Annotated in this window: 17 protein-coding genes and 1 riboswitch; of the genes, 1 reads left to right on the top strand and 16 read right to left on the bottom strand. The window is 43.1% G+C overall.

What is annotated here, in order from left to right:
• Positions 1-72: 72 nt before the first annotated feature.
• From recJ to EXE29_RS05510, 10 genes are all read right to left on the bottom strand, one after another.
• Positions 73-1,776: a single-stranded-DNA-specific exonuclease RecJ gene (gene recJ, locus EXE29_RS05555; protein WP_120364079.1), complete on the bottom strand. Its 1,704-nt coding sequence runs from the start codon at positions 1,774-1,776 to the stop codon at positions 73-75.
• Entirely contained in the window at positions 1,776-2,432 is a 657-nt protein-coding gene (gene pdxH / locus EXE29_RS05550; protein WP_120364080.1) for a pyridoxamine 5'-phosphate oxidase, read from the bottom strand. The genes recJ and pdxH overlap by 1 nt, the downstream gene beginning before the upstream one ends.
• Positions 2,433-2,446: 14 nt before the next feature.
• A complete protein-coding gene (glmM, locus tag EXE29_RS05545; RefSeq protein WP_106984205.1) occupies positions 2,447-3,778 on the bottom strand; it encodes a phosphoglucosamine mutase in 1,332 nt (443 codons plus the stop codon).
• A gap of 123 nt (positions 3,779-3,901) precedes the next feature.
• Entirely contained in the window at positions 3,902-5,368 is a 1,467-nt protein-coding gene (gene guaB / locus EXE29_RS05540; protein WP_106984204.1) for an IMP dehydrogenase, read from the bottom strand.
• A gap of 229 nt (positions 5,369-5,597) precedes the next feature.
• The gene (locus tag EXE29_RS05535; protein ID WP_106984203.1) at positions 5,598-5,954 is read right to left on the bottom strand and encodes a YkgJ family cysteine cluster protein; all 357 of its coding nucleotides are present in this window, start codon (positions 5,952-5,954) and stop codon (positions 5,598-5,600) included.
• Positions 5,955-6,053: 99 nt separating this feature from the next.
• A complete protein-coding gene (locus EXE29_RS05530) occupies positions 6,054-6,851 on the bottom strand; it encodes an oxygen-binding di-iron domain-containing protein (RefSeq protein ID WP_106984202.1) in 798 nt (265 codons plus the stop codon).
• Positions 6,852-7,044: 193 nt separating this feature from the next.
• Positions 7,045-7,623 (bottom strand): TMEM165/GDT1 family protein, encoded by a 579-nt coding sequence (locus EXE29_RS05525; protein ID WP_120364081.1) that lies wholly within the window; start codon positions 7,621-7,623, stop codon positions 7,045-7,047.
• Positions 7,624-7,697: 74 nt separating this feature from the next.
• Positions 7,698-7,838: riboswitch (yybP-ykoY riboswitch) on the bottom strand.
• A gap of 158 nt (positions 7,839-7,996) precedes the next feature.
• The gene (locus tag EXE29_RS05520) at positions 7,997-9,952 is read right to left on the bottom strand and encodes a 2-oxo acid dehydrogenase subunit E2 (protein ID WP_120364082.1); all 1,956 of its coding nucleotides are present in this window, start codon (positions 9,950-9,952) and stop codon (positions 7,997-7,999) included.
• A gap of 2 nt (positions 9,953-9,954) precedes the next feature.
• Positions 9,955-12,654: a pyruvate dehydrogenase (acetyl-transferring), homodimeric type gene (gene aceE / locus EXE29_RS05515; RefSeq protein WP_106984199.1), complete on the bottom strand. Its 2,700-nt coding sequence runs from the start codon at positions 12,652-12,654 to the stop codon at positions 9,955-9,957.
• A 320-nt stretch (positions 12,655-12,974) separates the two neighbouring features.
• Positions 12,975-13,670 carry a M23 family metallopeptidase gene (locus EXE29_RS05510; protein WP_117006573.1) on the bottom strand — a complete coding sequence of 232 codons (696 nt, stop codon included), beginning with the start codon at positions 13,668-13,670 and terminating at the stop codon, positions 12,975-12,977.
• Positions 13,671-13,776: 106 nt separating this feature from the next.
• Here EXE29_RS05510 and EXE29_RS05505 point away from each other — a divergent pair, with 106 nt between their 5' ends.
• A complete protein-coding gene (locus EXE29_RS05505; protein ID WP_117006572.1) occupies positions 13,777-14,217 on the top strand; it encodes a DciA family protein in 441 nt (146 codons plus the stop codon).
• 97 nt (positions 14,218-14,314) lie between these two features.
• Here the strand turns inward: EXE29_RS05505 and lpxC are convergent, their stop codons facing one another.
• The 6 genes from lpxC to murC all read right to left on the bottom strand — a co-directional run bounded on the left by lpxC (position 14,315) and on the right by murC (position 21,308).
• On the bottom strand, positions 14,315-15,217 hold the full coding sequence (gene lpxC, locus EXE29_RS05500) for a UDP-3-O-acyl-N-acetylglucosamine deacetylase (RefSeq protein WP_120364083.1): 903 nt from the start codon (positions 15,215-15,217) through the stop codon (positions 14,315-14,317).
• Positions 15,218-15,341: 124 nt separating this feature from the next.
• Entirely contained in the window at positions 15,342-16,526 is a 1,185-nt protein-coding gene (gene ftsZ, locus EXE29_RS05495; protein ID WP_106984196.1) for a cell division protein FtsZ, read from the bottom strand.
• Between the two features lie 158 nt (positions 16,527-16,684).
• Positions 16,685-17,947, bottom strand: coding sequence for a cell division protein FtsA (gene ftsA / locus EXE29_RS05490; protein WP_106984195.1), 1,263 nt, complete (start codon positions 17,945-17,947; stop codon positions 16,685-16,687).
• A gap of 68 nt (positions 17,948-18,015) precedes the next feature.
• On the bottom strand, positions 18,016-18,870 hold the full coding sequence (locus EXE29_RS05485; RefSeq protein ID WP_106984194.1) for a cell division protein FtsQ/DivIB: 855 nt from the start codon (positions 18,868-18,870) through the stop codon (positions 18,016-18,018).
• A gap of 3 nt (positions 18,871-18,873) precedes the next feature.
• Complete coding sequence (locus EXE29_RS05480) at positions 18,874-19,803, bottom strand: D-alanine--D-alanine ligase (protein WP_120364084.1); 930 nt, start codon at positions 19,801-19,803, stop codon at positions 18,874-18,876.
• A gap of 56 nt (positions 19,804-19,859) precedes the next feature.
• Positions 19,860-21,308, bottom strand: a complete 1,449-nt coding sequence (gene murC / locus EXE29_RS05475) for a UDP-N-acetylmuramate--L-alanine ligase (RefSeq protein ID WP_106984192.1) — start codon at positions 21,306-21,308, stop codon at positions 19,860-19,862.
• Positions 21,309-21,315 lie beyond the last annotated feature (7 nt).

Here is a 21,315-nt window from a genome sequence, read left to right as displayed (position 1 = left end):
ACAAAAAAAAACCGCTCTTAAGAGCGGTTTTTTTTTACTTAATTAAATGTGCAGTGATTTAGCCCTACCCCATTACTGCTCCAAATGCAGAACTCTGAGCTGTAAATTAGTCACGCCATTAAAAGTGTTTTTATCCAGCTCATACACTATACGAAGCTCGGATTGCATAGGATCAAACTGATATTTATCCGCAGCATTAAAAGCAATCGCATCAACCACTTGCCCTGAAGCCAGCGCTAAACGTAGTTTTAAATGGGTGTCTTTCAGCCAGCGATAGTCAACCACCTTAAACATCCCATCAAAAATGGGTGCAGGAAATTTTTGTCCCCAAGGGCTTAAGTTTTGTAAAAGATCGACCGTTTCAAGATGAAAAGCATAATCAGGAAGCTCACCATCAGTCCACAAAACTGCTTGAAATAGCTGTTCATCTTGTGTGGCCATCAAGGCCTCAAAAAATTGCTTAAATTCTTCAAAATGCTCTTTTAAAATACTTAAGCCTGCAGCAGCAGCATGTCCACCAAAATGACTGATCAAATGCGGATATTGCTCGGCAATTTGCTCTATACAATCTCGGATATGAATACCTTCAATCGAACGCGCTGAGCCCTTAATATGCAAGCCATCATCATCCGAAGCAAAGACAATACTCGGTCGATGGAACTGCTCTTTTAAACGTCCTGCGACAATCCCAATCACACCTTGGTGCCAATGGGGTTCATACATAATAAGCACTGAAGGCAAGTCTTGTGTATCGAGTTGAATCGTCTCTAGCTCAGCCAGAGCTTCTTGCTTAATTTTACCTTCAACTTGACGGCGCTCAACATTCAATTGATTCAGTTGCTGCGCCAAAGCATAGGCCTGATTCAAATCTTGCGCCAATAGACATTCAATGCCGATGTCCATCGTTTCCATACGGCCAGCCGCATTAATCCGTGGCCCAAGCACAAAACCTAGATCCTGCGCTTTAAGGCTTGCTGGATCACGCCCAGCAATATCTAATAACGCAGTAATACCTGGGCGACACTGCCCTTGCTGGATGCGCTTTAAGCCCGCATCAATTAAAATTCGATTATTATAATCGAGGCTTGCGACATCGGCATAAGTGCCTAAAGCGACCAAATCCAAATACTGCACCACAGCTGCAGTGGATTTTCCGAGCTTTTTACGGTGGGTCGCCAAATTGGCCAATACATAAAAAGCCACCCCAACACCTGCTAAGGCTTTACTTGGAAATGGGCAGCCTAGCTGATTCGGATTGACTACTGCTTCTGCAGCAGGCGTTGGTTTAGTGGTTAAATGGTGATCCGTGATAATCACCTGCATGCCATGCGCCTGTGCTTGCGCTACACCAGTATGACTGGAAATACCATTGTCGACCGTAATGAGTAAATCTGGGGTATAAGTACAAAATGCCAAATCAGCAATCGCAGGCGTTAGACCATAACCATATTTAAAACGGTCTGGGACTAAATACTCAACCTGTGCACCCATTTGACGAAGTACTAAGACCATCAGTGCCGTACTTGTCGCACCATCCGCATCATAATCCCCAACAATCACAATCTTCTGCTGCTGGTCTATGGCCTGATCAATGCGCTGAATAGCTTGCTCGAGCCCTTTCATTTCAGGGGCGAGTAAAAATTTAAGCTTTAAATCTAATTCTTGTTCCGACCTAACACCACGACGTGCCAAAATTTCGGCAATAAAGGGCGCAACGCCCTGAAAAGATTCAGGGCGTGACAATAAGGGTCTATGTTTAATTAACATCTTAGGCATTAAGGCATCAGTCTTTGCAGTGTCCAAACACCATCTACTTTTTCATAGCTCAAGCGATCATGCAAACGGTTTGGTCGCCCTTGCCAAAACTCATAATGGTCTGGCTGTAAACGGTAGCCTCCCCAAAATTCTGGCTTATTGAGCACCGTTTGACTTTCAACCTGATCATGTAAGCGCTGAAAACGATCTTGAAGCTCTTCACGACTTTCAATCACACCACTTTGTGGTGTACTAATATGCGCAGCAATTTGACTGTCACGTGGGCGTTTGTGGTAGTAGTCTATTGATTCAGTTTCATCAATTTTAACTACGCGTCCGCTCACACGAATTTGACGCTCTTGCTCTTGCCAATAAAACAACAATTCCGCATACGGGTTCTCAGCAAGATCATTGCCTTTTTGGCTGTCATAGTTGGTATAAAAATCATAACCCAACAAGGTTGCACCACGTAGCAAGACCGTACGTACATGTGGACGACCTTGCGCATTAGAGGTTGCCAAAGACATTGCATAAGGCTCAGGTAATTGAGCCTCTAATGCGTGATTAAACCAAGCCAAAAACTGCTCATGTGGATCTGCATTTACCTGATCCTCATGTAACTCTGCCTTTTGATAACTCAGACGAAGCTCACTTAAGTCTTTAATCAAATCACTCACAGTACAACTCCCAATTAGACAGCATTGGCACGAACAGCATCCGCCAAATGATTGGCCAAAGCTGTAACTTCTGCCAAGTCATCTCCTTCAACCATCACACGGATCACAGGTTCTGTACCTGATTTACGAATTAATAAACGACCACGGCCTTTCAATTGCGCTTCTGCTTTTTCAAATTCAGTGACTAAAGCAGGGACTGAGTATGGATCAAACATAGCCTCTAAACGCACATTGACCAACACATTCGGCAGGAGTTTAAAATCTGCAACCAATTCATCTAAAGCTTTTTGTTGCTCAACCATGACTGTTAAAACTTGCAGTGAAGCAATAATGGCATCGCCTGTGGTGCTCTTGTCTAAGGTTAAAATATGGCCCGATGGCTCGCCACCAATCGCCCAACCTTTTTCTTCTAAACCTTGTAATACATAGCGATCGCCTACTTTAGCACGTAGTAGTTCTACACCCGCTTTTTCAAGTGCCAGTTCAAGCGCCATATTGGACATTAAAGTACCGACTATACCTGCCGGTTTATGCTTCGCTTTGGTCGCAAGAATATACAGAATATGATCACCTGTAATTTGCTGACCATGTTGATCTACCATAATTACACGGTCTGCATCGCCATCAAAAGCGATACCTACATCAGCTTTATACTGAACCACTGCTTGTTGTAAGCTTTCAGGATGCGTAGAGCCACAGCCTTCATTAATATTTAAACCATTCGGCTCATTATGTATAGCAATGACTTTGGCACCCAATTCACGATACACCGCAGGACCAACGTTATAAGCCGCACCATTAGCACAGTCCACAACGATTGTAAGATCATTCAAATCATAATGGTAAGGAAAGGAAGACTTACAAAATTCAATATAGCGACCCTGAGCATCGTCTACACGAACACTCTTACCTAAGTTTGCGATATCATCAATAATCAATTCTTTTTCTAATTCTTGATTAATTTCTTCCTGTAATGCATCTGGTAATTTTTTACCTTCGCTAGAAAAAAATTTAATTCCATTATCAAAGTACGGGTTATGTGAAGCTGAAATCACAATACCTAAGTTTGCATGCAATGCACGAGTCAAATGTGCAATTGCAGGTGTAGGCAATGGACCCAGTAAATGGACATATACACCTGCTGCATTTAAACCTGACTGTAAAGCAGACTCTAGAATATAGCCTGAAAGTCGCGGGTCTTTACCCATTACAACAACTGGTTTGGCTTTTTTACTATGGCGTTTGATGACTTTACCAGTGGCAAAACCTAATTTTAATGCAAATTCAGGGGTAATTGGCATCACACCAAATTTACCACGAATACCATCGGTACCAAAATAGCTCATGTATGTCTCACTTCTTAATGGGTGATTTGCATCATCCTTTTCATTACGAAATACTTTACACCAAAACAAAAAAAACCGTCAGTTGAATGACGGCTTTTTTACGCTACTGCTCAGACTAAAATATTAGCCTACACGGTAGTTCGGCGCTTCTTTCGTAATCGTTACATCATGCACATGAGATTCAGACATGCCTGCTGAAGTAATTTTTACAAACTTCGCATTTTGACGAAGATCTTCAATCACCGCAGAGCCTGTATAACCCATAGATGAACGTAAACCACCCATCATTTGATGCACAATATTACCCATAGGGCCTTTGTATGGTACGCGACCTTCAATACCTTCTGGTACTAACTTCTCTGCACCTGCTTTAGCGTCTTGGAAGTAACGGTCAGCAGAACCTGTAGAGCCTGCCATTGCGCCCAATGAACCCATGCCACGGTAAGCTTTGTAGTAACGACCTTGGAAGAATTCAACTTCACCTGGTGCTTCTTCAGTACCTGCAAGTAAAGAACCCACCATAATCGTGCTTGCGCCCGCGCCAATCGCTTTCGCCATGTCGCCAGAGAAGCGAATACCGCCATCCGCGATCAATGGAATTTGATCTTTTAGTGCATTTGCAACAGAGTCGATTGCCGAAATTTGTGGCATACCAATACCAGCCACAATACGTGTTGTACAAATTGAACCAGGGCCAATACCAACTTTAACCGCATCTGCACCAGCATCAAGTAAAGCCAATGCAGCATCGCCAGTTGCAATGTTACCGCCAATGACTTGTACTTGTGGGTAGTTTGTTTTCACCCAACGTACGCGTTCGATTACACCTGCAGAATGACCATGCGCTGTATCAACAACAATGGCATCAACACCTGCTTCTACCAATGCTTCAACACGGCTTGGTGTTTCAGCGCCAGTACCAACTGCAGCGCCGACACGCAGACGACCGAGGTCATCTTTACAGCTATTTGGATAGCTTTCAGCTTTACGGAAGTCAGTTACCGTAATTAGGCCTTTAAGCTCATTGTATTCGCCAACAACCAATACTTTTTCAATACGGTGTTTTTGAAGCAATGCTTGAATATTTTCTTTAGATTCGCCTTCACGCACAGTCACTAAACGGTCTTGACCGGTCATGATGTTGCTTACAGGCTGTTCTAAGTTCGTCACAAAACGTGTATCACGACCAGTCACAATACCTACAACTTTGCCATCTTTTACAACAGGTACACCGCTGATGTTGTTGGCTTGTGTAATTGAGATAAGGTCACGAACAGATGTTTCTGGCGTTACAGTGATAGGATCCTTCACCATACCCGCTTCGAATTTTTTCACACGGCGTACTTCTGCAGCTTGGGCAGCAATATCCATGTTTTTGTGCAAAATACCAATACCACCGTTTTGCGCCATTGCAATTGCCATACGTGACTCAGTCACAGTATCCATAGCTGCTGAAACAAGAGGAATGTTTAAATTAATGCCGCGAGTGAATCGTGTCTTTAATGAGACATCTTTTGGGAGGACAGTCGAGTAGGCAGGGAGTAATAAGACATCATCAAAAGTCAAAGCGTCTTGAACGATGGTCAACATAACAGTCTCACTGGTAATTTCCGTGCGCTATTATAAACAAAAATTTGCTTTTTATTCATGCCTATTTCAAGCAATGCAGATTTTTTTTGTCAAAAGTGACCATTAATTTTTTTATTATTCTCTCAAGCATTGATTTTATCTTGCTTTATTTCAAGGCACTTGCTTTTTAAACACTCAATTTTTTATGTTACAAAAGTGAAGCCCTTGCTTCACTCTTGTAGTCACTAATTTAACTCACTTGATCAAAATGCTCAGTAAGTGCTGGTTCCAGGGCAACCAAAGGAATTAAATTGTAAGCCCGACGTGCTTTATTACATTGCGCATCTGCAACCTGTACATCCTTACAAGATTCACTACGCTGGTTATACACCCCACAACTGACCTGCCGACCAATTTCACCTTCTAGAGCGATACAACGCGGTGAACTTTGATTGGTTCCGACCATACATGAATATACGGCCGTCACTGGCTCTGTATAGTGCTCAGGTAAGTTCAAACCCTCTGCCCAATAAAACGATACCCTAAAAAAGGCGCAACAAGCGCCACAGCTTAAACACGCATCCTGTGTTGGAACTTGAGACAACATTTTTTACTATTCTCGTCATCTAAAACATTCATTTTTGGACGAAAAATTTTAAAAAATGCTGATTTTCAACTCAATATTTTTCTTTGAATACCGCGTTCATTATTCTGGGCAAGTAAAGACGGTTTCATCCATTAAATCGATACCGCATTCCAGCGTTTCAATCCAATCCAAGAATTGATTGATTTGTGTTTTGCCTACAAATGGAGTGCCATGCTGTGGCACGATCATTTCTACGTCCATAGTACGCACCATTTGCACCCACAAACGAATCACTTTGTTTGAACACATATAGCGTTGATGGAAGCCTTTCATTTTTGGAATATGCGCAGCAAAGTTTTCTAATGGTTTTGATGCATCATCCACCATCGATGCACCCATATCGCCAGAAAATAGAATTTTGGCAATTGGATCGTAAAACTGGAAATTACCCACCGAATGTAGGAAATGTGCAGGCACCGCAATAATCTTACTTTCGCCCAAGCTAATCACCTGACCATGGTCTGGTAATTCAATTAGACGATCTAACCAGTTGCCCTTCATACGATCGCTCATAAAAGAAGAGTTTAAGTGTGGTAAGAAACGTGCCCATAGCTTTGATGCCACAATTTTGGCATCGGTATACACCAACCAACGTGGCATTGAGGTAATAATGTCTGGATCTTGATGCGATGCCATCACCAAATCCAAATTGGTCAAGCGTGTGTACTTATTTAATTCCATAGTCAGGGGGACATAGGTCAAGTCACCCCCTGGATCAAGTACTGCAGCACGGCCATTATCAATGATCAGGAATTGGTTGGCCTGTACACCTTCACCCTTAACCAAACTGGTAAAGCTGATGCATTTATGGATGCCATTATCAAATAAGACCTGCGATGTAGTACGTTCAAAAGCCATACCAATTCCCCAAAATTTTCTTTTAAAAATTGAATTTATATATGTGTCTACGATATAGAGATTTAGTTAAAGTTACAACAAGCAAAATAGACTATATTGTCTGAAATATCAGTGAATTGATTCACATTTATAAGCAAAAAATCCTGAGCTTTTAACTCAGGATTTAATTGAATATTATTTTTATATATTATGTTTAAAATAAATAATGTTGCGCCAGAGCAACCACACCAATCACCAAGAATACCAACGCACCAATTTTATGAATTAAAGAGATTGGGAGTTTTTCTGCCAGTTTATTCCCTATAAATACGGCAGGTGCATTCACCAACATAATGCCCAAAGTCGTACCCAAAGTCACCCAACCAATACTGTCAAAACGTGCAGCTAAAGCTACAGTGGCAATTTGGGTTTTGTCGCCAATTTCTGCCAAGAAGAACAAGACAAAGGTCGCGCCAAAGACTCCATATTTTTGCCATTTGTTAATGCTTTCAGACTCATCATCTAACTCATCTGGAATCAACATCCAAGCAGCCATGGCAATAAAGCCTAAAGACACAATCCAAAGTAGGACTGTAGGGCTCAATACGGTGGTAATCCATTGACCTAAAACAGCAGACACGCCATGGTTGACCACAGTCGCTAAAAAAATGGCAACCAGAATAGGAATAGGTTTTCGGAATTTTGCAGCCAGCAATAAGGCAAGAAGCTGTGTTTTGTCGCCCATCTCAGACAGAGCAACGACAGCGAGGGAAATAAAGAAAGCTGATAACATGATGCATTTCTCTGGCTAGCAATAACATATACCAATGACCTATCCCTCCTGCTAGCCAAATGTGCAGAGTGATAAATCAAAGGTCTTGCCAACAAAAGAAAAGCCACAAGGAGCTCATTTGGTTCTTTGCTATGATGACCATGCTCGTTTTAGAGCAAATATGTTGACCATCACCTGTTCAAGCTGAACAGCGGCTACTCCCCAATGAAGTGTGTCCATTTTAAGCTGTAGACAGAAAATTTTCAATCTTCTGCCGATTAAATTTACCCATGTAAAAACACCCTGCCGTAGCAAGGTGTGTTCATCTTTTTCAATCCCTCGCAGTCCCTACTTCCAACGAAGAAGTGCGATGTAGAAGGACTTAATTCATACTTTAAATTAACAAGGTGCGAATGTCTTTAAGCAACTTGGTGAGTTTATTGGTAAAGCGTGCCGCATCTGCACCATTAATCACACGGTGGTCGTATGACAATGAAAGCGGGAGCATTAACTTCGGATCAAAACCTTGACCATTCCAAACTGGCTGCATCGTTGCAGGTGAAATACCCAAGATTGCCACTTGAGGCCAGTTCACCAGTGGTGTAAACGCAGTACCACCAATTGCGCCTAGGCTCGAAATTGTGAAGTTTGCACCTTGAAGGTCTTTCGGAGAAAGTTTCTTATCACGCGCTTTTTGACCCAACTCACCCAATTCAACCGCAATTTGCTTAATCGATTTTTGATCAGGGTTACGCAGTACTGGCACAGTTAAACCATCCGGTGTTGCAACTGCAATACCCATGTGAATTTCATTACGCAACAATACTGATTTACCGTCATCCGCCAAGTGGCCTGCAAACTCACGCTCTTCTTTGAGCAGGTGTGCAACCGCTTTAATAATGAATGCCATAATGGTCAGGCTGATGCCGTCTTTCTTAAAGTTGCCTTTAAGATCATTACGCCAAGCTTCTAGCTCTGTAATATCCGCCAAGTCGAACTGCGTCACTTGTGGAATGTAGTTGTTTAACGACAACTGTGGAATCGACACTTGTTGTAAACGCGTCAAAACCTTCTCTTCCACCCCACCAAAGGCATCAAAACTTGGCAGTTTTGGCAAGCCCGATACCTGAGCGACTGCTGCCACTGGTGCAGCTTGTGGCGCAGTTAAACGTGTTTTCACATAAGCAAACAAGTCTTCTTTCATTAAACGTTCATGTGGACCCGATGCTTTGACTTCTGCAAGGACTACACCCAATTCACGCGCAAGTTTACGAACAGCTGGGCCTGCATATACTTTGGCATTGGCAGCATTTTGCTCTTTGGTCAGCTTGTCTGATCCTTGAGCGACAGGTGCTTGAGCCACAGGTGCAACCGCTTTAGGTGCTTCCGTTTTAGCAGGCGCTGGTGTAGCAGCAGGTACTTTGGCTACAAGTGCAGGCGCCGCCTGACCTTCAGCCTCAATTGTCACTAAAGCAACACCTTCAGAAACGTTTTGGCCCAGCGCGACATGAATCGCTTTAATCACACCTGCAGTCGTGCTTGGCACTTCTACAGTCGCTTTATCCGATTCAACCACAATAATGCTTTGGTCTTTTTCAACTTTGTCGCCAACAGCAACCAAGATTTCAGCAACTGCCGCTTTATCTACACCCAAGTCAGGCACTGCAACGTCTACGTCACCTGCTGGAGCTGATACAGTTTGAGACACAACTTCTGAAACCTCTGCAACAGGTGCAGGAGTAGCAGCAGGTTGCGGTGCAGCTTGAGCCACTGGCGCTACAGATGAAGCAGACTTCACTTGCAGAATCACCACGCCTTCTTTCACGCTGTCGCCCACTTGAATGCTGATTGACTCAACCACGCCTGCAGCTGTGCTTGGCACTTCTACCGTCGCCTTGTCTGATTCAACCACCACAATGCTTTGATCAACTTCAATCGTGTCGCCTACAGCAACCAATATTTCACCCACAATGGCTTTTTCAACGCCAATATCTGGCACCTGTACATCAACAGTTTGTGATGCAGCAACAGGCGCTGCAACTGGAGCTACAGACTCAGCTTTTACTTCAGCAGCGGGTGCAGCTGCAGCCTGAGGCGCTTCTACAGCTGGCGTTGCAGTTTGACCTGCAGCTTCTAATTCAATCAGCACAGCACCTTCAGCAACTTGGTCGCCTTGATTCACTAAAATGCTTTTTACAACACCCGCTGAAGTGCTAGGCACTTCAACTGATGCTTTATCAGATTCCAAAAGCACAATGCTTTCGTCAACACTGATGGTATCACCAACTTTTACCAAGATTTCAGCAACTGTCGCTTTATCTACACCAATATCAGGAGTGGTAATTTTCATACTTAGTTCTCCTCTTTGTAGTCAGCAACAGCATGAAGTTCTGGAGTCGCTTGCGGCGCCCATGCGACTGGACGGTCTGTATCCAACTCAAAACTCGAAATTGCATCTTTCACCAAGCGTGCATCCACTTCGCCTTCATCAGCCAATTTCTTCAATGTTGCAACCACAATGTGGGCAGCATCTACGCCAAAGTAGCTACGTAATTTTGCACGTGTGTCCGAACGGCCATAACCGTCTGTACCCAGCGCTACAAATGGGCGGTTGTCCGGCAGGTAAGCACGAATCTGTTCGCTGTAAGCACGCATGTGATCTGTTGCAGACACCACAATACCTTTGGTGCCACGCAATTGTTGAGACACCCAAGATTCTTTCGCTTCTGCCATTGGGTGCAAGCGGTTGTATTCTTCAACCGCCATACCGTCACGCGCAAGCTCGTTAAAGCTCGTTGCACTCCATACATTTGAATGAATTTGGTATTCATCACGTAGAATTTGCGCAGCTTTAATCACTTCACGAAGAATCACACCAGAGCCCATCAACTGAACCGTCGCTTTTTCATCATCTTCAAGTAAATACAAACCGCGTTTAATGCCTTCTTCCGCATTTGCAGGAATCGCAGGATGCTCGTAGTTTTCGTTCATCACCGTTAAGTAATAGAACACACGCTCTTGATTCACATACATGCGTTTTAAACCGTCATGCACAATTACAGCCAATTCATAACCGAAACATGGATCGTATGAAATACAGTTTGGAATCGTATTGGCTAAAATATGCGAGTGACCATCTTGGTGCTGTAAACCTTCACCATTCAAGGTCGTACGGCCCGCTGTTGCACCCAACAAGAAACCTTGCGCCTGCGCATCGCCTGCAGCCCATGCAATATCGCCAATTCGCTGGAAGCCGAACATCGAGTAGTACATGTACATTGGAATCATTGGCAAGTTATTGGTTGAATAACTGGTTGCCAAGGCCGCCCATGCACTCATTGCACCTGCTTCGTTAATCCCTTCCTGAAGCATGTGACCGTCTTTTGCTTCACGGTAATGCATCAACTGTTCTTGGTCTTCTGGGGTATATTTTTGACCGTGCGCGGCATAAATACCTAACTGACGGAACATACCTTCTAAACCAAAAGTACGTGCTTCGTCTGGAACAATCGGAACGACACGGTCTTTAATGGCTTTTTCTTTTAATAGCGATGAGATCAAACGCACCATCAGCATGGTGGTCGATTGTTCTTTGCCTGCAGAGCCTTTTAACACTGCATCAAATACAGAAAGCTCTGGAATCGCCAGCTGTTCGCTTTCTTTACGACGTGCTGGCAGGTAACCACCTAAAGCTTCACGGCGCGCTTTCATATATTTCAATTCAGGTGAATTTTCACTTGGGCGATAGAACGGCACTTCGTCCAACTGCTCATCGGTAAATGGCAGGTTAAAACGGTTACGAACGTATTTTAAAGATTCCAACTGCATTTTCTTGATTTGGTGCGTTTTATTCACCGCCTCAATTTCTTCAGACAAGCCGTAGCCTTTTACTGTCTTCGCAAGAATAACCGTTGGCTGACCATTGGCTTTCATTGCTTCTGCATAGGCTGCATATACTTTGTATGGATCATGACCGCCACGGTTCAGGTTATCGATGTCTTCATCGCTCAAGCCCTTCACCAGCTCTTCAGCTTCAGGATATTTACCAAAGAAATGTGCGCGAGTATAAGCACCACCCTTCACTTGGTAGCGTTGATAATCACCATCAACCGCTTCTTCCATTACCGCTTTTAAAGCACCGCTATCATCTTTTGCAAGCAGTGGATCCCAATGACGACCCCATACAACTTTAATTACACGCCAGCCCGCACCACGGAATAGAGACTCAAGCTCTTGAATGATTTTACCGTTACCACGTACAGGGCCATCTAGACGCTGTAAGTTACAGTTCACTACCCAAATCAGGTTGTCTAGCTTTTCACGACCCGCAAGCGAAATAGCACCCGTGCTTTCAGGCTCATCCATCTCGCCATCACCAAGGTAAGCCCAAACTTTACGGTTTTCTTCTTTAATCAAACCACGGTTCATCAAGTACTTTTGAATGTGCGCTTGATAAATCGACATGATCGGGCCCAAGCCCATCGATACGGTAGGGAACTGCCAATAGTCAGGCATTAAGTATGGATGCGGGTAAGACGGTAAGCCAATGCCATCGACTTCACGACGGAAATTATTCAAATGTTCTTCAGTCAAACGACCTTCAAGGAAAGAACGCGCATAAATACCTGGTGCACAGTGACCTTGGTAATAAATCATGTCGCCGCCAAAGCTATCGCTGTTGGCACGGAAGAAGTGGTTAAAACCCACATCATATAAGGTTGCAGAAGATGCAAAGCTGGCCAAGTGACCACCTAAATCATCGCCCGTTTTATTCGCGCGAAGTACCATTGCCAATGCATTCCAGCGGATTAAAGCGCGGATACGGCGCTCCATATCCTGATCGCCTGGCATCGCTGGCTCTTCTTTCACAGAAATCGTATTTAAATAAGGAGTATTTAGGCGCTGAATAGGAACGTGTTTAGCGATTGCTTGCTGATACAGTTTTTCGAGCAAAAATGCCGCGCGCTCTGTGCCCATATGCTGTAAAACTGAGTCAAATGCTTCTTGCCATTCCTGGGTTTCTTGCGCATCAGTATCGCCGTAAAACGCCATAATTCACCTATTCTATAAGCCTAATGTAATGTTCTTATATGTATCATATTTAGGTCGGTGGCAGTTATGGTCGCAGCTGAATACGCTTTTCGACCACTATTTATAAAATAAATAATGACTGACGTTTTATTACACAAAAGCACAATAAAAAGCCAATTGCGCGCATTTTATATACAGTTTCTATTTGTTTTTAGTGATAGTGTGATCTTTAATCAGCTATAAAAACAAATACCACCGTGACACTTTGAATATATTATTCAAATGACAACAGTGGTATCTGTAAAAGAGGTTTTTCTATTTGGTGCGGTGTATGACCTAAATTATGGCAACATCGCTAAATATGTAGATGGGTTCTTACGCTGACCATCTTTAACAACTTCATAGTGCAAGTGAGGACCAGTACAACGTCCTGTACAACCCACATTAGCGATTAACTCACCCGCTTGTACACGATCACCTACACGCGCAACTAAACGAGATGCATGCGCATAACGGGTTAAATAGCCATTGCCGTGGTTGATTTCAACATACTGACCATAGCCTGTGCCCCAGCCCGATTTGGTCACAATACCTGGGCCTGTAGCATAAATTGGCGTACCACTTGGTGCAGATAAATCTAAACCAGAATGATTTTCAGCGCGACCACCCATAGTACGACCGCCAAAATCTGAGCTTACACGCTTCATATCAGGTAATGGATGCGACACCAACCATGAATATGCACCACCAGCACTCATAGAATTGTAAGAAGATTTATTGACACTGCTATTGCCATATTTCTTTGCAATTGTATCGTTATTTAATTCGATGCTTTTTTCACGCAATTGAACGTTTAATTTCGTTTCTGCTGGTAGGTCAATATCACTCGAGTCAGAATATGCACCTTGAGACAAAGTACGTGTGAGTTGCTCAAGACTGTCAGTGGATGAATCGTTTAACTGAACCAAATCTGCAAATGCTACTGAAGCTGCAGAAGTTGCCAGAGAAAAAGCCAATAAAATACGTCGCAAATGCATAAAAAACCTCTTTAACTGTTCTTAACTGAGTTCCTTGGTGATCTCTTCCTTGATATCTACCGAAAGGAGCGCATAAGATTAAGACATAACCATGAAGGAAATATGTATGTCTGAACCTGTCAACGTCTTTCAACAAACAAGAAAACACATAAAAACAGGAAACTTATCGTTTCTCTCAACGCAAGTTGCTGCTTGGCAGAAACTTACTAAAATCATCCAACCTGTCTTGCCCCAACCAGAACAATGGCAAGTGGTTTGTTATCAAAATGGGGTGCTTACTGTGACTGGTGAAAACCAAGCCTTGATTAGTCAATTGGCTTATCTTCAGCACCAATACATCAGTCAGCTTTCACAAATAGCGGAATTTAAAGATTTAAGCAAGATACAAGTTCGTTTAAGAGTTCCTTCTCAAACACCGCATGTCCCTGAAAAAATTTCCAGATCCCTTAACCCAGAAACACAGGAATTACTTCGCCATGCTGCCGACTTTGTGAGCGACCCTAAGCTTAGCCAAGCCATGATACGTTTGGCAAGCAATAAAAAGTAACCGCCATGCTCACGTACCATTCAAAGATTTTTAATTATGCGACACACATCACACTATTGGTTGTTATATTATAACATAATAACCTAAAGACAATGACTTAAGTCACAGTCACATATTGAATTGGGCAATCTTCTATGTCATTAAATGTTACAATTTCATAGCTGCTTGGATCATTTTGAACATTGCGCAACAACTGATTATTCAACGCATGACCCGATTTAAATGCATCATATTTACCAATAATTTGATGACCTAATAAATATAAATCACCGACTGCATCTAAAATTTTATGACGTACAAACTCATCCGAAAAACGTAAACCTTCTTCGTTAACTACGCCAGTTTCGTCCACCCCAATTGCATTTTCTAAACTTGCACCCAAGGCCAAATTATTGGCTTTGAGATAATCCAAATCCTTCATAAAACCAAAAGTACGGGCTTCACTAACCTCATAAACAAATGTTTCTGTTGAAAAATCAATGGATGCTGTTTGGAACTCTTTTTTAAAGGCTGGGTGATCAAAGTCGATCTCAAAGTTCAACTGAAAGCCGTCATGTGGAGTAAATACTGCTTTTTTATCATCAATAAAGGCTTCTACAGGTTTAAGAATTTTGATGAACTTTTTAGGTGCGTCTAATTCTGCAAGGCCACCTTGCATTAATAAATAAATAAAAGGACCTGCACTACCATCCATAATTGGGACTTCGGAAGCAGAGACTTCAATGAGCAAGTTATCAATCCCTAAACCCGCAATCGCACTCATGATATGTTCAACTGTGCCGACTTTGGCCTCACCTTGAACTAAGTTTGAGCACATAAATGCTTCTTGAATCAGCATCGCATCTGCAGAAATATCAACAGGTGGATTTAAATCAATGCGACGAAATACGATGCCACCATCTGCATGATGAGGCACGAAATTAATCATCACTTTTTGCCCGCTATGCAGACCGATTCCACTTGCCTTTACTACACGCTGCAGGGTTCGCTGTTTCAACATGCTCTTATTCATCAGTACACAAAACCGCTATACGTTAGCATATTTAGCCATTGATAAAAAATAAAAAAGGCAACATTACTGTTGCCCTTTCTTGTTTATTTGTTAAAAATCAAAACACTATAAATTATTTACGTTGCTGATTTTTCAAATAATCTTGGATGCTCATTGGCGTTGGACGCGGACTAGACACTGCTGGCGCAGGGCTTGCCACTTCGGCTTGCTGGCGTTGAATTGCAGGAACATCGTCTTCATCTACAGCAGCTTGAGTCGCAGTTGCAGGACGTGTTGCTTGCACAGTCGTTGGGCGTTTCGTTGGTTCGGCAGAATCTGCTGAATTACGTGTTAAACCAGTCGCAATCACTGTTACGCTGATTTCGTCACGTGCATCAGGATCAAATACTGTACCGTAGAATACTTGACCTTCATCAAGGTCAACAATTTGGTTTACGACATCGGTAATTTCTTCAATTTCACCGAAAGTAACGTCATCACCACCAGTGACGTTAATCAAGATACCTTTGGCGTTCATGATCGTCACGTTATCCAGTAATGGACTACGAATTGCTTGCTCAGCAGCTTGGCGTGCACGGTTTTCGCCACGACCAGAACCTGCACCCATCATCGCATAACCACGTGTGCTCATCGCAGTTTTCAAATCGGCGAAGTCAAGGTTAATATGGCCCGGACGTACCACTAAATCAAAGATACTGCGCACCGCGTTTAACAATACATCATCTGCTTTTTTATAAGCATCTTTCATTGAGATATCACGGAATACTTTTAACAAACGTTGGTTCGGAATGATAATTAATGAATCTACATGTGCTTCTAAAGCTTCAATGCCTTTTTCTGCAGACTGCTGACGGCGCTTGCCTTCAAAATTAAATGGCGTAGTTACTACACCTACAGTCAAAATGCCCATTTCTTTGGCAATTTCTGCAACAACTGGCGCAGCGCCTGTACCTGTACCGCCACCCATACCCGCAGTGACAAACACCATATCGGTGCCTTCTAAATGCTGACGAATCAACTCACGGCTTTCTTCTGCTGCAGCCTGACCCACTTGAGGATTTGCACCTGCACCTAAACCACGCGTACCTTGCTCACCCAATTGGATTTTAAACTGAGCGTTCATACGATCTAATGCTTGTTTGTCTGTATTTGCACAAACAAATTTCACACCTTGAATATCAGATTCAAGCATGTGCTGCACTGCATTACCACCAGCACCGCCTACACCAAATACAGTGAAACGGGCTTGACCATTGCTATCGCTTTGATCATCTTCAAAAAATTCAAATGAGGCCATGACCTATAAAATTCCTAATCTATAATGGCAGTCACTTCAGCCCGTATACTGCCTTGATCTTAATAAAAATTGTTTTTAAGAATGCTGTCCCTGTCTCGGCTTGTCAAGTACAAGCGATCATCCGTACAACTTCTTAACAATATTCCCAAATTTTTCAACTAAAAAATTGATTTCAGTGTTTCATTGAAACCAGACCATGCACGTTTGAAACGCTTCATCACAGTGAGTTTTTCTGAATCATCTGGCTCTACAATCGTGTCCTGCGTTTCACTTTGGCTAAACATCAACAAACCTGATGCTGTGGCATATTGTGAACGACGCAATGCCGCTTGATTTTGTTCATCCGCGTTGACTTGCGTAGGCGGATTACCCAAATGAGCCGAAACACCTAAAGTTTTACGAGAGAAACTAATCATACCCTCAATTTGACTTGCATCACCCGTTAATACAACACCATGATACAAGCCTTGTAAGGCACCATTTCCTTCTAATACTTGACGCACTTGACCCAAAATTTCGTCATAACGCGCAATAATAATTTCAGTTAACTCAATACGACTAATGGTTTGTGGACCATCAATCCCTTGGAACTGAATCATGTGTTCTGGCTTCACCACTTTCAGATCCACACAGCCATAGAGCAATTTAATGCGCTCTGCTTCTTCTGTCGTGGTTTGTAATACTGCAGCAATATCACGCGTGACATGCTCACCACCGCGTTGCAAGGTATGCGTCATGGCCAAACGACCATCAAGATAAACCGCAATATTGGTTGTACCTGCCCCAATGTCGAGTAGGCACACACCATATTCACGCTCATCTTTCAGTAAGCTTGCTTCTGCCGTTGCTAAAGCAGAGACCACCATCTTCTCGACGCCAATATTGGCACCTTTTAATGCGCGGTCTAAATTCTGCATGGTGCTAATCGGCAGCATCATTAAATGATAATGGCCAGTCATACTGTGCGCAGACATACGAATAGGATTGAGCACCCATTCTGACTCGTCGTCTAGCTCAAATCCTAAAGGTACAGCACTCACCAAATAGTGATCTGAAGTTTGGTGGCTGGCTTTGGCGAGTTCTAACGCACGCACCACTTCACTTGTTGTAATCGTATGTTCACTATTTTCTACAGGCGTACGACCTGAAGCATAAAAACTTTTCATCTCTGCACTAGGAATAGAAATCCAGGCTGAATGCACACGGCACTCCGCCATATCCTCTGCTTCCTGCACAGCATTTTTAATTGCGGTGATGACTTTATCGAGACTGACAATTTTTCCCTTATTCATGCCTCGGTTACGTGCGGTCGCCATCCCGATCACTTGGATATTGTCTGGCGCATGTACCTTACCAATCAAAACTGAAACTTTGTGTGTCCCAATGTCAATCGCAACAACCGAGGGAACAGCTTCACTCATTATTTACTACTACCATTCACGTATTGGTTTAATTTATGGCACGAAGCCTCTATTTGCAAAGCGCCTCATTATGGCGTTGCTATTCTTCCATCTGCAATGCTTAAGTCACTACTGGTTACAAGAAAGTGACCATTTACTATCTTAGGCGCAGTTGCATTCTTCCATTGAATTGCAAGTCCATTACGATAGCGCAAGTCAATTGCTGAGATATTCGACCAAACTGGCTTTAAGTCAGTATGAGCCAAATGACTCAAGCGTTGCAGCTTACTCATGGTTTGATCCTGATCGACGATAATTCGTAAACCTGAATCAAACTGCATAAACCAAGTCATGCGCTCCGTTAAATATAGTTCTTTTAAACGAATGCCGACTGGCAGGAATAATTGGTTAATTTCGTTGTAGCGACGCATCATCATTTTTGAATGACTGACAGGTCCGTGTAGTAGTGGCAAATTTTGATTTTTAATTGGCGCAACTTCTACAAACACATCTCCGCTATCACTCAATAAGCGACCTGTACCCCAACGTGCAATTGCATGTCGTGGCATGACACGTACTCGAATCGCATTTGGCCAAGCACGTGACACTACAACACGATCGACCCAAGAAACTTCTAAGGCGCGATCTCTGATTGTTTCCAAATCCGACGTAAAATAATTTTCGGTGACTGTGGGTGATACGTATTGCATCACCTGCTGACGCTCAGCATCTGAACGGGCACCAACGACATCCAGTTCAGCTACTTTTGCATCCGTCATCACACGATATAAGCCCAACATCCCAAGTGCCAAGACCACGATTGCCACGCATAGCAACAACCAACCACCCGCATTGGCAAGTTTTTCCTTGCGCGTCGGTGGCTTGTCATGAATCGAGGTCACCGCCGCTTTTTTACGGCGCATGGATGCAGGAAGTTGAGCCATAATTTAGTGAGCCGTACCAGTTAAGGTTTGCTCTAAAATTGCCACACACAGTGCATCAAAATCAATGCCGATCGCTTGTGCTGCTTTAGGAACCAATGAATGACTGGTCATGCCTGGTACTGTATTGACTTCGAGCAACCAAAAATTACCTGCTTCATCTTGCATAGCATCAATGCGACCCCAGCCACTTGCACCTACCGCTTGGAAAGCACGCAAGCATAAAGCCTGTAAACTTTTTTCTTCATCTGCAGTCAAACCACACGGAATACCATATTGCACATCATTACGATTATATTTTGCTTCGTAATCATAGAATGCAACGTCTTCAGGAGGCTGCAAACGAATAACTGGTAAAGCCTGACCATTTAAAATCACAATGGTAAACTCACGACCTGTAATCCATTTTTCAGCCATTACCACAGCATCATGTACGGTTGCTTTTGCAATTGCTTCAGCAAAGTCTTCGATTTTTTCGACTTTGCTCATACCAATACTTGAGCCTTCATGTACTGGCTTAATAATAAACGGCAGACCAATGCTGTCTACAATCTCATTTAAATCCGAATCTTTGCTCACAATACGGTACGGCGCTGTTGGTAGTTCTGAACCTTGCCAAACCTGTTTGGTTTTTACTTTGTCCATACCAATTGCCGAACCCTGAACACCCGTACCTGTATAAGGGATATTCAACCACTCCAACGCACCTTGGATTTGACCGTCCTCACCACCACGACCATGCAAAACAATAAATGCACGATCAAAGCCTTTGAGCTCAGTAATACTACGTTGTTGCGGGTCAAATGCTTCAGCATTTACGCCTGAACGGCATAATGCCTCAAGTACCGCTGTACCGCTATCTAGAGAAACCTCACGCTCAGCAGACTTTCCACCAAGCAACACGGCAACTTTGCCGAACTTTGAAGCATTTGACACGTTTATATCCTTAAACTTTTATAACTGGCCGATCAAATCTAATCACTACAAAGTGATTATTTTAAATACAAATTATTTTGAGCCAAATCGATTGAGATAGCTCCAACATTACCCGCACCTTGTGTTAATAACAAGTCATTTGCTTGTAGGACTTTTTTCATCACACTTTGGATATTGCCTTCTACTGGATCCAGTAAAATTGGCTCGACTTCACCACGTAGACGAATACTGCGTGCTAATGCGCGACTGTCTGCACCCACAATTGGTTTTTCGCCCGCTGGATAAACTTCTAGTAGCAAGAGTTGATCCACTTGAGACAACACATCAACAAAATCATCAAAGCAATCACGGGTACGACTAAAACGGTGTGGCTGGAACATCATCACCAAACGACGGTCTGGATGACTTGCACGAGCCGCCTTAATAGTTGCTTCTACTTCTTTTGGATGGTGACCATAATCATCAACCAATTTCACATCACCATTTTCTAGCTCAAATTGACCTTGAACTTGGAAACGACGACCAACACCACTAAAGCTTTCTAAAGCACGTGCAATTGCAGCATCAGACACACCTTCGTCTGTTGCAATGCCAATGGCTGCCAAGGCATTTAAGATATTGTGTAAGCCAGGTAAATTAATAGTTAAACGTAGTGGCTCACGGTCTTTACGTAATACAGTAAAGTGAGATTGCATGCCTTCTTGCACAACATCTACAGCGCGAATGTCATTGTCTTCATTAAAACCATAAGTCACCAATGGGCGACCAATACGTGGCATGATTTCACGGATATTGGCATCATCACCACACACCACCGCTAAACCATAGAACGGGAGCTTTTGTAAAAACTGTACGAAAGTATCTTTCAGTACATCAAAGCTACCGCCATAGGTATCCATATGATCGGCATCAATATTCGTGACAATTGTTGCCATTGGTTGTAAATGCAAAAATGATGCGTCTGATTCGTCAGCTTCTGCCACGATATAACGACTTGCACCTAAAGCTGCGTTCACACCTGTACGGTTGAGCAAACCACCAATCACATAGGTTGGATCAAGATTTTCTTCTGCCAACATACATGTTACAAGGCTTGTTGTTGTGGTTTTACCATGTGTACCCGCAACCGCAATACCATGACGATAACGCATCAATTCACCCAACATTTCTGCACGGCGTACAACAGGTGTACGGGTTTCTATCGCAGCTTTAATTTCAGGGTTTTCTTGATCAATCGCTGTGGATACCACAATAACGTTGGCACCTTGAATATTGTCAGCAGTATGGCCGATATACACTTGAATGCCATTTTCTTCTAACTGCGCAGTGGTTTTTGATGCCTTGATATCAGAACCAGATACTTTGTAGCCTTGGTTCTTTAATACTTCTGCAATACCACACATCCCTGCACCACCAATACCCACAAAATGAATGTGTTTGATACGGCGCATCTCAGGAACTTTAATTAACTTTTTCGCTTGCTCAGCAGGAGTAGATGGAGACATATTTTAC

Origin of the sequence: Acinetobacter sp. WCHAc060006 (assembly GCF_004209135.1) — a bacterium.
GTDB classification, from domain to species: domain Bacteria; phylum Pseudomonadota; class Gammaproteobacteria; order Pseudomonadales; family Moraxellaceae; genus Acinetobacter; species Acinetobacter cumulans.
Note: the sequence above shows the minus strand (reverse complement) of the source record. Positions and strands in the feature narration are given on the sequence as shown.